Here is a 12,365-nt window from a genome sequence, read left to right as displayed (position 1 = left end):
CCCCCGGGGTGCCCCGGGCGCGCCGGATCTGCGGAAACGGGCTTGATCAAGGGTGTCCGCGTGGCAGGATCCCACCTCATGGACGTGTCCTGGACGGTGCGGGGCCTGCGCGCGGCGGTGTTCGCCGTCGTGTGCGTGCTGCTCGCAGTCGGCGGACACACGGTGGCCACCGGCACGGTGCCGCCGGTGTGGGCGGACGCGGCCGGGTTCCTGCCCGTCTTCGCCGCCGGAGCGGCGCTCGCCGGGCGTGAGCGCTCGCTGCCCGGCATCGCCCTCGCCATGCTCGTCGTACAGGGCGGGCTCCATCTCGCCTTCGACGCGGCCGGGCCGGTACCGATGCCGATGGGTATCCCGGGCATGATGCCCGGGATGCCTGGCATGCCCATGGCCGCCGCGCCGCGCCTCATGACCTCGCACGCCGTCGCCGCACACCTGGTCGCCGCCCTGCTGGCCTCCTGGTGCCTGCGGCGCGGTGAGGCCGCCCTGTGGTCGCTGCTGCGCAAGGCCGCCGCCTTCGTCCCGCGCCTCGCCGTCCGGTGGCGTACGGCACCGCTGCCCGCGTACGTCGGGCCGCCGCGCCCGTACGCCCACCGGCGCCGGCTCCCGGGGCAGGCGCTGCTCCGCCACGCCCTGTACCGGCGCGGCCCGCCACCAGCAGCCCCGTACACCGTCTGAACCCCCCCCACTCCCAGCACCAGTACGGAGCTTGCTCACCCATGTCCCGCATGCGTACCACCCTGCGCCGCGCCACCACCGTCGCCGCGCTCACCGCAGCCGGTGTCCTCACCGCGGCCGGCGCGGCCTTCGCCCATGTCACCGTCCATCCCGAGAGCTACGCCAAGGGGGCGACGGACGGTGTGCTGACCTTCCGGGTGCCCAACGAGGAGGACACCGCCGCGACCACCAAGGTGCAGGTCTTCCTGCCCACCGACCACCCGATCCTGGGCGTGCTGGTCACCCCGCAGGACGGCTGGACCGCGCAGGTGACCACCACCAAGCTCAAGAACCCGGTCAAGACGGACGACGGAACCATCACCGACGCGGTCTCCCAGATCACCTGGACCGGCGGCCGCATCCGGCACGGCCAGTACCAGGACTTCAACGTGGCCTTCGGTCAACTTCCCGAGAACACCGATCAGTTGACGTTCAAGACACTGCAGACCTACTCCGACGGAAACGTCGTCCGCTGGATCGAGGAGGCCCAGAAGGGGCAGGACGAGCCGGAGAACCCGGCACCGGTGCTCCAGCTGACCGCCAAGGGCACGGCGGAGGGCGGCGCTTCCACCGCGGCGCCCGCCGGCAGCGCGGAGAAGCCGGGCACCGCCACCACGAAGGCCGCCGCCACCAGCGACTCCACCGCCCGCGGGCTCGGGATCGCCGGTCTTGTCGTCGGCGTCCTCGGCCTTGCCGCCGCGGGCTTCGCGATCGCCCGCAGCCGCACCACCGGCGCCTCCGCCTCCTCCGGCGGCGAGTGACCGGGTCCCCGTCCTGCCGGCGTCAGCGCCCGTCGGCGGGACGGGGACGCCAGCGCTCCTCGACCCTGGCGATCCGCCAGTACGCCAGCGCCGCCGCCCATACGGCCACGAACAGCCCGACGATGACGAAGCCCACGTTGCCGAGGTCGAGCCCGGCGATCCAGCCCGTCACCGCGTCCCTGAGGTCCAGCTTGTCGTGCAGCACTCCGACCAGCTCGATCGTGCCGATCAGGAAGGCCACCGCGATCGACAGCCCGGTGATCGTGAGGTTGTAGAACACCTTCCGCACCGGGTTGGAGAAGGCCCACTGGTAGGCGAAGTTCATGAACGTGCCGTCGAGCGTGTCGAAAAGGCACATCCCGGCGGTGAACAGCAGCGGCAGGCACAGGATCGCGTACCAGGGCAGACCGGCCGCCGCGCCCGAGCCCGCCATGACCATCAAGGTGACCTCGGTGGCCGTTTCGAAGCCGAGCCCGAAGAGGAAACCCAGCGGGTACATCTGGCCGGGACGTGAGATCGACCTGGTCAGGCGGCCGAGCACCCGGTGCATGAACCCCCGGGAGTCCAGGTGCCGCTCGAGTTCCCCCTCGTCGTACGTCCCGGCGCGCATCGCCCTGAAGACCTTGAGGATGCCGAGCAGGGCGAGCAGGTTGAGAGCGGCGATCAGGTAGAGGAACGTGCCGGCGATCGTCGTCCCCATGAACCCGAGGATCTGGTGGGTACTCGAGTGCTCGCTGGTGACACGGTCGGCGAGCCGGGTCCCGCCCGCGATCAACAGGGCGAGCAGGACCACCACGCTGGAGTGCCCGAGCGCGAACCAGAACCCGACCGACACCGGGCGCTTGCCGTCCGCCATCAGCTTGCGGGTGGTGTTGTCGATGGCGGCGATGTGGTCGGCGTCGAAGGCGTGCCGCATGCCCAGCGTGTACGCCGTGACGCCGAGGCCGATGCCGAACGCCTTGGTGCCGACCTGGTAGTGCTCCGGTACCACCAGCAGGAAGAGGATTCCGAACGCGACCACGTGCAGGGCCGCTATCGCCGCCAGCAGTCCGGCAGTGCGCACGGTGTCCTCGCGCCGCCAGCGGAAGGAGGCGGCCCCGGGCAGGGCGGGGTCGGTCAGGGTCATACGGTCACGCTCCAGCACCTCGTGGATCACTTCGTGAGATGCCGTGGCCGGTCTCCTGGCTGACGGATCAACGCGCCCGTCCCAACCTTCCCGGCCTGGCGGCCAGTGGCGCCACCCGCTGGGTACGGGCGGCACGGGACGGGAACTCCCCGATCACAGTGGCGAGGGCCGCTCCGGCCTGAGCCCCCTGGGGGCTTTCACCGGTCTTCCCGAGCACCACGGCCCGACCACCTTAGGGTCCGGGTCAGAACGCCTGCAAGACTGCACAGTTGCGCAGGTATCCGAGGTATCGAAGATCACACGGGGGTGCCTGGGAGGATGTGCGCATGCATCTCGTCCCCGCCGACCGCGCCGGCAGGCGCACCATCGACGGCCACCGGGTCTGCGAGGCCATCGAGGCCATCGGCGCCCCAGAGGCCGTACGCACCTGGTCCGAACGCTTCTCGCTGCTCGCCGACCCCGGCCGGCTCGCCCTGCTGCTGGCCCTGCACCGGGCCGGGCCGCTGGCGGTCTCCGACCTGGCGGTGGCGACCGGCATGAACGACCCGGCCGTCTCGCAGGCGCTGCGGCTGCTGCGGACGGCCGAGGTGGTGGCGGGTGAGAAGGAGGGGCGGATCGTCCGCTACCGGGTGATCGATCCCGTGGTGAACGAGCTGCTGAAGCAGGTGACCTGACGGGGACTCACCGCAGACAGCCCGCTGTCGCGCCGACAGCTCACTTCTTGTGCGCGGCCGGGGCCTTGTGCGGTGCCAGGTGGATGTCCTGGCTGGACAGCGTCAGCGGTGACTCGGTGAAGGCGCGCAGCCGAACGCGGACGCCCTTCCTGGGCACGGTGAACCCCTTGCCCGGCGCCTGGATCCGGTAAGTGGCCGTGGCGTGGGCGCCGACGGACGACGGGCCCTGGAGCACCTTCCACCAAAGGCTCGCGCCGTGGCCGATCGTCACCATGAAGTGGGGCCGGACGGCGAAGCCGCCGGTGTTGTCCACGCGGACGGTGAGCGTCTCCACGGTCGCGGCCTTCCGGGTGGAGCCGACGGCCTGCATCCGCAACGGCGGTTTCCCGGTCGCCGCCACCGTCGCCGCCACCAGGGCCGGCACCACCAGGGCCCCGGCCAGCACCATGCGGGCCGTCCGTCGGCCCTGCAGCAGCCGGGGCTGCCAGGCGGTGGCGAACGCGGCGGGCGGCGCGGTGACAGCAGCCGCCAGCCACAGCGGCGTCATCATCAGGTAGTAGCCGTCCTGCGAACGGGTCGCCAGGAAGAACGCGCACCAGGGCAGCACGGTCGCCGCCGGACCCAGCCGGCGCACGAACAGCACGAACAGCGCCAGCAGGCCCGCCACCAGCAGCATGCTCGCGTGCGAGTACCAGGACAGGAGGTCGCTGCCGTCGGTGTAGTACAGGGAGATGCCGACCAGGCCCTGGCCGTGGATGATCGCACCCTGGATGAGCGGCAGCGCGATCCCCTCGATCCAGGTGCGCGGCTCGGTCACGATGAAATACCCGTTGACCAGCAGCCACGTACCGGCGGCGATCCCCACGATCCGCCCCACCGCGAGGGCCGCCTCGCGCGCCCCCTGCTCGCCGCGCCGCAGCGCGTAGACACCGGCGAGCAGGAACGGCGTCACGAACCACGGCAACTGCTGGCTTGCACAGGCGGCGCCCAGACAGGCCGCCCGCGCCCAGTCGGCCGGGCCGCCCGTGCCCATCCGCGTCCAGCGCACCACCACCGGGATCAGGAAGGCCAGTGCGAGGACCGCCGGGTAGCCGAGGCGGGCGTACATCGGGATCATGCCGAAGCCCAGGCAGACCATGGTGGCCGCCGAGCGCCACGGCGTCGGCAGCATCTTCCACAGGACGATCGCGCCGAGGACGATGGCGGTGGTGGGCACCAGGACCTCGGGCAGCGCGCCGTGGCCGATCCACAGCAGCGGCGCGGTGAGCATGGCGGTCAGCGGCGGATAGCCGTAGGTGAAGTCGTAGCCGCCTTCCACCGTCGGGGTGTAGGCGACGGTGCTGTGGTGCCCGAACAGCCAGGGCCAGGCCTGTCCGTACACCGGGTTGCCGTGCAGCATCTCGCGGGCGGCCTGGATCGTGAGGATCGACTCGTCGCTGTAGTCGTGCAGCGCGCCGGCCGCGCAGTAGACGAGCGTGATCCCCGTGACCAGCACCACCAGATCGAGGCGCGCCAGCGAGCGGCTGCTGCGCACCACCAGCGTCAGTACGCCCGTCACCAGGATCGACACGTAACAGACGGAGACGACCGCGGCGATCGGCGGCTCATGGCTGGCGGCGCTGTTCCACACGCCGCGCGTGCCGATGAAGAGGCTGATGTTCGCGAGCAACGTGAGAACGCGGTGCCACTGCGCGGGGCCCCGGTCCGGTTCGTTCTTGCCCCGCGCCACCAGCGGGCGCACCCACCGGGTGCTTGTCGACGGCTTCACTTCTGCCAAGTGCACGCCAGGAACGTAGGTGGACAGCATGAACACCGAGCGCCCGGAGATGAAGATTCCGGTGTGGCCCGGGTGGACGTCAGTAGACGTCCCGCACGTACCGCTTCTCCGCCGCCAGCTGTTTCACGTACGCGGCCGCCTCCGCCTCGCTCAGGCCGCCGTGCAGGGCGGCGATGTCCCGCAGCGCCCGGTCGACGTCCTTGGCCATGCGGGAGGCGTCCCCGCAGACGTAGAAGCGGGCGCCCTCCCGGAGCCAGTGCCACAGCTCGGGGCCGTGCTCGCGCATCCGGTCCTGGACGTAGACCTTGGCGCGCTGGTCGCGGGAGAAGGCGGTGTCGAGACGCGTGAGCACGCCGTCCTCCCGCAGCTTCGTCAGCTCCTCCGCGTAGGAGAAGTCGGTGGCGCGGTGCTGCTCCCCGAAGAAGAGCCAGTTCGGCGCGGTGTGCCCGAGCTCGCGGCGTTCCTGGAGGAAACCCATGAAAGGGGCGACCCCGGTGCCGGGTCCGACCATCACCATCGGGGTGGAGGCGTCCGCCGGCGGCCGGAAGTGGGGCGAGCGCCGCACGAAGACCGGCACCGGAGTGTCTGGTTCCGCATCGGCGAGGAACCCGCCGCACACCCCGGCGCGGGGCCGCCCGCGCAGGCTCTCGTAGCGCACCACGGACACGGTCAGCGACACCCGGTGCGGGTCGACGAGCGGGCTCGACGAGATCGAGTAGAGCCGGGGCCGCAACCGCTTGAGCACTTCGGCCCACTCCCCGGCCGAGGCCCGCACCGCGTACTCTGCCGCCACGTCGACGGCCTGCCGCCCCCAGCACCAGCGCGCCAGGCCGTCCTTGTTGTCGGGGCGCAGCAGCTGCCGCAGCTCCCGGTCGTCCCGGGTCCGTTCGGCGACGAAGCGCAGTAGGTCCGGGGTGATCCGGGTGATGTCGAGATGCCCGAGCAGGGCTTCGCCGAAGGGCACCTCGCCGGCTCCCGCCACCTCCACGGCGGCGTCGCGGTCGATCCCCGTCACCGCCAGCCATTCCTCCACCGGGCCGGGAGAGTTGACCGGCCGCACACCGAGCGCGTCCCCGGCCTCGTAGGTGAGTCCGGCCTCCCTGGTGTCGAACGTGAACCGGCGCACCTCCTTGCCCGCCCCGGGCAGGCTGAGCAGCCGGTTGCCGACGAGACGGGCGGTCGACTGGGCGGGTTTGCCCTGCTTCGGCTGCGCGGGGGCCGGCGCCGGGGCACCGCCGAGCGCCGCCAGCACCGACTCCAGCCAGGCGCCCGCGGACGGCTCGTAGTCGGGTTCGCAGTCGGTGCGCGGCGCGAGGCGCACCCCGCCCAGCTCCTGCAGCCGCGTGTCCAGGCGGCGCCCGTGTCCGCAGAAGTCGTCGTACGACGAGTCGCCGAAGGCCAGCACGGCGTAGCGCACACCGTCCAGGCGCGGTGCCCGGTGGCCGGAGAGGGCGGCCCAGAAGCCGGAGCCGTTGTCGGGCGCGTCGCCGTCGCCGAACGTACTGGTGATCAGCAACAGATCGGCGTCACGCGGCAGTCCGCCGACGTCGGCCTCGTCCATGCCGACCAGGGTGGCCCGGTACCCGGTCGCGGTGAGCCGCTGGGCGGTGGCCGCGGCGAACTCCTCCGCGTTGCCGGTCTGTGAGGCCCACAGCACCACGACCTCGCGGCCGGCCGGTCCCTGGGAGGTGCTGCCCGCCCGGGAGTACATCCCGGCCAGGACACCGTTGACCCACAGCGCGTGCTCGGGGCTGAAGGGCGCGTCCCGCGGCAGCACGGGCACACCGGGGGCGCCGGAGCCCAGGCCGGCGAGGAAGCCGGTGAGGTACTGGCGCTCCTGGGCGGTCAGGACCGGGGGAGGGGCGGGGGCGAGACCGAAGGGGTCGGCGGCGGGGGCGGGAGGCCGGGCCTGGGGGGCGGTCGCGGCGGAGGGCGCCGGAGGGTTCGCGGGTGCCGGCTCGGCCACCTTCGCCAGCGCCACCGCGCACACCTTGAACTCCGGCTGGAAGGAGACCGGGTCGACCGCGTCGCTGGTCACCGCGTTGACGCTGAGATACTCGCCGAAGAGGTCGTTCCAGTGGAACGGGGCGAAACAGCAGCCCTGCCGCACCCGGTCCGTCACCGCCGCCGGCAGCACGGCCCGTCCGCGCCGCGAGGCCACCTCCACGGGGTCGCCGTCCGCGATCCCCAGCCCCGCCGCGTCCTCGGGGTGCACCTCCACGAACGGCCCCGGATTGAGCTTGTTGAGCTTCTCGACCTTCCCCGTCCTGGTCAGCGTGTGCCACTGGTGCTGCACCCGCCCGGTGTTCAGCAGGAAGGGGAAGTCGTCGTCCGGCAGTTCGGCGGGCGGCAGGTGGGGCCGCGCGTGGAAGGCGGCCCAAGGCGGGCATCGCCTCCCAGCCCTCGGTGTGCCGGGTGATGAAGTCCGTGTCCGTGTGCCCGTTCTCGTGCAGCAGGTGCAGCAGCCCGTTCAGCAGGGCGAGGTCGGTGCCGGGGCGTATCTGCAGGAACAGGTCCGCCTTCGCGGCGGTCGCGGTGCGCCGGGGATCGACGACGATCAGCTTGGCCCCCGCCTTGACCCGGTCCATCAGCCGCAGGAAGAGGATCGGATGGCAGTCGGCCATGTTCGAGCCGATGACCAGGAACACATCCGCCTTGTCCAGGTCGTCGTACGACCCCGGCGGCCCGTCGGCACCCAGCGACAGCTTGTATCCGGCGCCCGCGCTCGCCATGCACAGCCGCGAGTTCGACTCGATCTGGTTCGTCCGTACGAACCCCTTGGCCAGCTTGTTGGCCAGGTACTGCGCCTCGAGGCTCAGCTGGCCCGACACATAGAAGGCGACGGCGTCCGGACCGTGCTCGTCGACGATCTCCCGCAGCCGCCGCGCGGTCTCGCGCACGGCTGCGTCCACAGGAGCGGGCACCGGCTCCGCGCCCCGGTCGTCGCGCACCAGGGCCGTGGTCAGCCGCCCGGGTGCCGCCGGCATCTCCGCGGTGGTCGCGCCCTTGGTGCACAGCCGGCCGCGGTTGGCGGGGTGCTCCTTGTCACCGGACGCCTTGACGACGCGACGGCGCCCGTCGGGACCGGTCGCGATGTCGAGCACGATCCCGCAGCCGACGCCGCAGTACGAGCAGACGGTCCGTATCCGCTGCGTTCCGGGGCTCGTGGTCATGCGTCGACCGTGCGAATTGCCCGTTACGCGGATGTCACGCGCCGCGATCTTGAGCCGTTACGCGCCCTGCACATCGCGCACCGGGCCGGTGTGAGGCGGCGTCGGGGTGGCACTGGAGGGGCGCCGGTCGACCGAAGTGACCGCAGGGAGTGTCGCGGTCCGTGTCGCTGTTGGGCCGAACGGGTGACCATGCGTAAGAATTGCCCGGTGCAGACGATGAGTGCGAGCCAACACGGGGAGGGCCGGTGAACAGCCACGATGTCACCGACGAACAGTGGGAAGGGCTCGCTCAGGTCGTGCCGTTGCGGGGCCGGGACGCCTGGCCGTCGGCGGTCGGCCACCGCGCGCTGCCCGAGGCGGAGACCGAGGCGCGCCGCCGCTTCGTCGTCCTCAGGGTCAATGTGTTCGCGGACGCCCGCGACGTCGCCGAGACCCTGATGGCGGGCGTGCCGGTCCTGCTCGACCTCACCGGTGCGGAGACGGACGTCGCCAAGCGGGTCCTGGACTTCAGCACGGGCGTCGTCTTCGGCCTGTCCAGCGCGATGCACCGGGTGGACCGCAACGTGTTCCTGCTGACACCGCGGGGCACGGAGGTGCGGGGACTCATGGCGGAGGCGGGGGTTCCCGGGGCCTGAGCTCCCGACGGGCCGGTCGATCGCTCGATCGTAGGAAGCCCGCGGGGCCGGAACGGTTCGCCGCGCGGCGGGAGACCTACGGTGCCGGTTATGACCGCGTCACCCGTGCCCGCCGCCCCTGAGCAAGCCGCGCCCGCTGTCTCTCGGCAAGCCGCTGCCCCCGGACCGCGCCCGGACCGGCCGTGCGTGACGGAACTGCGGCTGTCCGCCTTCGCCGGGCATCGGCGGGCCACCTTCCCGCTGGGCCCCCTCACGCTGTTCGCCGGGCCGAGCGGTTCGGGCAAGTCGCGCGCGTTGCAGGCGTACGAGGCGCTCGCTCGGCTCGGCGGCGGTGCGGAGCTGGCGGAGGTGTTCCCCGACCCGGTGGCCTGCGTGCCCGAGCGGGCGCGGCCCGACGCCCAGCGGCGGCGCGGCTTCCGGATCGGCTGCACGGCCGACGGCCCGCAGGGACCCGTCCGGCTCGACGTCGCCGTGCAGGCCGAGCCCGAACTGCGCGTCGTCGGCGAGCGGTTGACCTCCGGCGGTCTCGTCCTGCTGGAGACCGCGCTGCGCGACCCGCGCCGCCCGGTGGTGCAGGCGGCCTGGCACACCGCCGGCGCCACCCCGGTCACCCGGGGTCCGCTCCCCGACGACCGCCTCGGCACCGCCCTGCTGCCGCTGCGCGTCGCCGGCAAGACCGACGGCCAGCGCCGGGTGCTCGCCGCCGCCGAGCAGACGGTGGTGGCCCTGCGATCGGTCTTCGCCTGCGACCCGAGCCCCGGGCGGATGCGCGACCCCGTCCCGCTGGGCGCGGGCCGGCTGCTGCCGGACTGCGGCAACCTCGCGGACGTCCTGTGGCGCACGCGCGCGGAGTGCGGCCGACGGCACGCGCTGCTGACCGCCGCGGTCGCGGCCGGGTGCGCGGGGGAGGTCGTCGACCTGCTGGCCCAGCCGCTCGGGGACGGCACGGTCCGCGCGCTGCTCGACCGCGGCGACGGGCGGCGCACCCCGCTGCGGCTGCTGGGCGAGGGCGAACTGCGGTACCTGGCCCTGGCCCTCGTCCTGCTCACCGGCCCGGGCGTCCTGGAGGTCGACCCGGCCGGAGAGGTGCCGGCGGCGCTGCAGACTCTCACGGTGCTGGCGGACGGATTCGACCGCGGTATGGACCGTCGGCAGGCGCGCGAACTGCTCCGGCTGGCGGCACGGATGTGCGAGCGGGGGCACATCCGGCTCGTGGGCGCGGTGAGCGAGACGTCCCGGGCGCCGGGGGTGGACGGGGTGACGGTGGTAGACCTGAGCGCGTGACAGAGGAACCGGGGCAGCGCAAGGACCTGACCGTGGCGCGGCTGCAGCGCCGGCTCGCCGACTTCGCGGCGGCCCGCGACTGGCAGCCTTACCACACTCCCAAGAACCTGGTGGCCGCGCTCAGCGTGGAGGCGTCCGAACTCGTCGAGATCTTCCAGTGGTTGACGCCGGAGGAGTCGGCGCGCGTCATGGAGGACCCGGACACGGCCCGCCGGGTCACGGACGAGGTCGCGGACGTCCTGGCGTACCTGCTCCAGCTGTGCGAGGTGCTGGGCATCGACGCGCTCGCGGCGCTGGACGCGAAGATCGACCGCAACGAGGAGAGGTTTCCGGCACCCGGCAAGAAATGATCACAGCGGCCCGGGTCGTCACTCTCCGGAGTCGTTGAGTTGTCCACATCCCCCTGGTTGTCCACAGATTTCGTACCAGCTCTGGCTTTTCGGCCCGGGTTCCCTCACTCTGGGTAGCGGACACCGGAGTTCGGGCAGACGTGCGGGAGTGCGCGTCGGACAGAGCGGGGGCAGGTCATGGATGCGGTGCGGCTCATCGTGGCGAGCAGGCGCGCCCTGGCGGAGAGCGAGGACGGGCCGACGATCATTGCGGAGGCCTGGCAGGCATACGCCCTGGCGCAGGCGATCGGCAGCCGCTTGGCGGTCTCCGGCCCGCCCGAACTGCGCGGGGAGGCACTGGGGTTGACCGAGCTGGCGGGCAGGGGCTGCGGTGTGCTGGACACCCCGCCCGTCGACGTGGCGCATCTGCGAGCGGCCCAGCTCACCGAGCTGGGCGACGCCCGCAAGGCGCTCCTCGACCTCGGCTCCCTCCTCATGGAACTGGGCATGGCCCTCGTCGCGGTGGCGAGCGCGGCGGACGACGAGAGCACGTACTGGCAGTGCATGGAGGCGATAGACGCGGCGGACGAGTCGAGGGACCGGGTCAGGGAGATGCTGCGCCGGCTGGCGGCGAGAGACGGCGAGATACGGGAGCGGGACCGGGCGCCGGGCTGAGCGCGGCGCCGTTCGGTCCGGCCCTCGCGGTGGGCTGAGCGGGGCGCCGTTCGGTCCGGCCCGGCAGTGCCGCGGCGGCTCAGCCACCGATCATCCGCACATCGGCCCGTCGGATGGACCGATGTTCACCCGTCCGGAGCCGCGGGGAGGAAGCGGGAAGATTCGGCCGACCGGTGTGCGACGTGCAGGATGGACGCATGGATCTTCGCATCTTCACCGAGCCCCAGCAGGGCGCCACTTACGACACCCTCCTCGCTGTCGCCAAGGCCACCGAGGACCTCGGCTTCGATGCCTTCTTCCGCTCCGACCACTATCTGAAGATGGGCAACGTGGACGGCCTCCCCGGCCCCACCGACGCCTGGATCACCCTGGCGGGCCTTGCCCGTGAGACCAGCCGCATCCGCCTCGGCACGCTGATGACCGCCGCCACCTTCCGGCTCCCCGGCGTCCTCGCCATCCAGGTCGCCCAGGTCGACCAGATGTCCGGCGGCCGCGTGGAACTGGGCCTGGGCGCGGGCTGGTTCGAGGAGGAGCACAAGGCGTACGGCATCCCGTTCCCGGCGGAGAAGTTCGCCCGCCTCGAGGAGCAACTGGAGATCGTCACCGGACTGTGGGCGACCAGGACCGGCGAGACCTTCGACTTCCACGGGAAGTACTACGACCTGACCGACTCGCCCGCCCTGCCCAAGCCCGCCCAGGACAGGATCCCGGTGCTCATCGGCGGCCACGGCGCCACCCGCACCCCGCGGCTCGCCGCACGCCACGCCGACGAGTTCAACATCCCGTTCGGGTCGCTCGAGGACAGCGAGCGCCAGTTCGGCCGGGTCCGGGCCGCCGCCGAGGAGGCCGGACGGGACCCGAACGCCCTGACGTACTCCACCGCGCTCGTGGTCTGCGTCGGCAAGGACGACCAGGAGGTGGCGCGCCGCGCCGCCGCGATCGGGCGCGAGGTCGACGAACTGAAGGCCAACGGCCTGGCGGGCACCCCGGCCGAGGTCGTCGACAAGATCGGCCGGTACGCGCAGATCGGCGCCCAGCGTGTCTACCTCCAGGTCCTCGACCTGGACGACCTGGACCACCTGGAGCTGATCTCCTCCCGGGTCCAGTCCCAGCTGCCGTAGCCGGGACGGCCTCCGGGGCGTGTTGGCCCCGCCCTGGGGCGGGGCGGCACGATCGGCGCGGGTCCGAAATCCGGTGGTCCCCGGTGCCCCGCGGCC

10 protein-coding genes, 2 pseudogenes and 1 riboswitch are annotated in these 12,365 nt (G+C 72.5%); of the genes and pseudogenes, 8 read left to right on the top strand and 4 right to left on the bottom strand.

The window, feature by feature from the left end; all coding sequences use genetic code 11:
- The first annotated feature begins 60 nt into the window (after nucleotides 1-60).
- Nucleotides 61-675, top strand: a complete 615-nt coding sequence (locus AC5WS8_RS09925; protein WP_496102949.1) for a hypothetical protein — start codon at nucleotides 61-63, stop codon at nucleotides 673-675.
- Nucleotides 676-716: 41 nt separating this feature from the next.
- On the top strand, nucleotides 717-1,475 hold the full coding sequence (locus AC5WS8_RS09920; RefSeq protein WP_496102948.1) for a YcnI family copper-binding membrane protein: 759 nt from the start codon (nucleotides 717-719) through the stop codon (nucleotides 1,473-1,475).
- A gap of 22 nt (nucleotides 1,476-1,497) precedes the next feature.
- Here the strand turns inward: AC5WS8_RS09920 and nicT are convergent, their stop codons facing one another.
- A complete protein-coding gene (gene nicT, locus AC5WS8_RS09915; protein ID WP_496102947.1) occupies nucleotides 1,498-2,601 on the bottom strand; it encodes a Nickel transporter NicT in 1,104 nt (367 codons plus the stop codon).
- A 28-nt stretch (nucleotides 2,602-2,629) separates the two neighbouring features.
- A riboswitch (cobalamin riboswitch) is annotated at nucleotides 2,630-2,837 on the bottom strand.
- A gap of 90 nt (nucleotides 2,838-2,927) precedes the next feature.
- Here nicT and AC5WS8_RS09910 point away from each other — a divergent pair.
- Nucleotides 2,928-3,275: an ArsR/SmtB family transcription factor gene (locus AC5WS8_RS09910; protein ID WP_496102946.1), complete on the top strand. Its 348-nt coding sequence runs from the start codon at nucleotides 2,928-2,930 to the stop codon at nucleotides 3,273-3,275.
- Nucleotides 3,276-3,315: 40 nt separating this feature from the next.
- Here the strand turns inward: AC5WS8_RS09910 and AC5WS8_RS09905 are convergent, their stop codons facing one another.
- The 3 genes and pseudogenes from AC5WS8_RS09905 to AC5WS8_RS09895 all read right to left on the bottom strand — a co-directional run.
- Entirely contained in the window at nucleotides 3,316-5,016 is a 1,701-nt protein-coding gene (locus AC5WS8_RS09905) for a hypothetical protein (protein ID WP_496103151.1), read from the bottom strand.
- A gap of 115 nt (nucleotides 5,017-5,131) precedes the next feature.
- A pseudogene (locus tag AC5WS8_RS09900) lies at nucleotides 5,132-7,922 on the bottom strand (molybdopterin dinucleotide binding domain-containing protein); the annotation flags it as partial.
- A 135-nt stretch (nucleotides 7,923-8,057) separates the two neighbouring features.
- Nucleotides 8,058-8,225 (bottom strand): annotated as a pseudogene (locus tag AC5WS8_RS09895) (hypothetical protein); the annotation flags it as partial.
- A gap of 245 nt (nucleotides 8,226-8,470) precedes the next feature.
- Between AC5WS8_RS09895 and AC5WS8_RS09890 the strand changes: the two are divergent.
- From AC5WS8_RS09890 to AC5WS8_RS09870, 5 genes are all read left to right on the top strand, one after another.
- Nucleotides 8,471-8,860: a cell division protein SepF gene (locus AC5WS8_RS09890; protein ID WP_496102945.1), complete on the top strand. Its 390-nt coding sequence runs from the start codon at nucleotides 8,471-8,473 to the stop codon at nucleotides 8,858-8,860.
- Between the two features lie 90 nt (nucleotides 8,861-8,950).
- Nucleotides 8,951-10,144, top strand: coding sequence for an AAA family ATPase (locus AC5WS8_RS09885; protein WP_496102944.1), 1,194 nt, complete (start codon nucleotides 8,951-8,953; stop codon nucleotides 10,142-10,144).
- On the top strand, nucleotides 10,141-10,494 hold the full coding sequence (locus AC5WS8_RS09880) for a nucleotide pyrophosphohydrolase (protein WP_496102943.1): 354 nt from the start codon (nucleotides 10,141-10,143) through the stop codon (nucleotides 10,492-10,494). Before AC5WS8_RS09885 ends, AC5WS8_RS09880 begins: the two co-directional genes overlap by 4 nt.
- Nucleotides 10,495-10,671: 177 nt before the next feature.
- Nucleotides 10,672-11,148: a DUF6099 family protein gene (locus AC5WS8_RS09875; protein WP_496102942.1), complete on the top strand. Its 477-nt coding sequence runs from the start codon at nucleotides 10,672-10,674 to the stop codon at nucleotides 11,146-11,148.
- 197 nt (nucleotides 11,149-11,345) lie between these two features.
- Nucleotides 11,346-12,269, top strand: a complete 924-nt coding sequence (locus AC5WS8_RS09870) for an LLM class F420-dependent oxidoreductase (RefSeq protein ID WP_496102941.1) — start codon at nucleotides 11,346-11,348, stop codon at nucleotides 12,267-12,269.
- Nucleotides 12,270-12,365: the final 96 nt, after the last annotated feature.

The sequence above is a fragment of the Streptomyces sp. PTL18 genome, from assembly GCF_059510295.1.
Note: the sequence above shows the minus strand (reverse complement) of the source record. Positions and strands in the feature narration are given on the sequence as shown.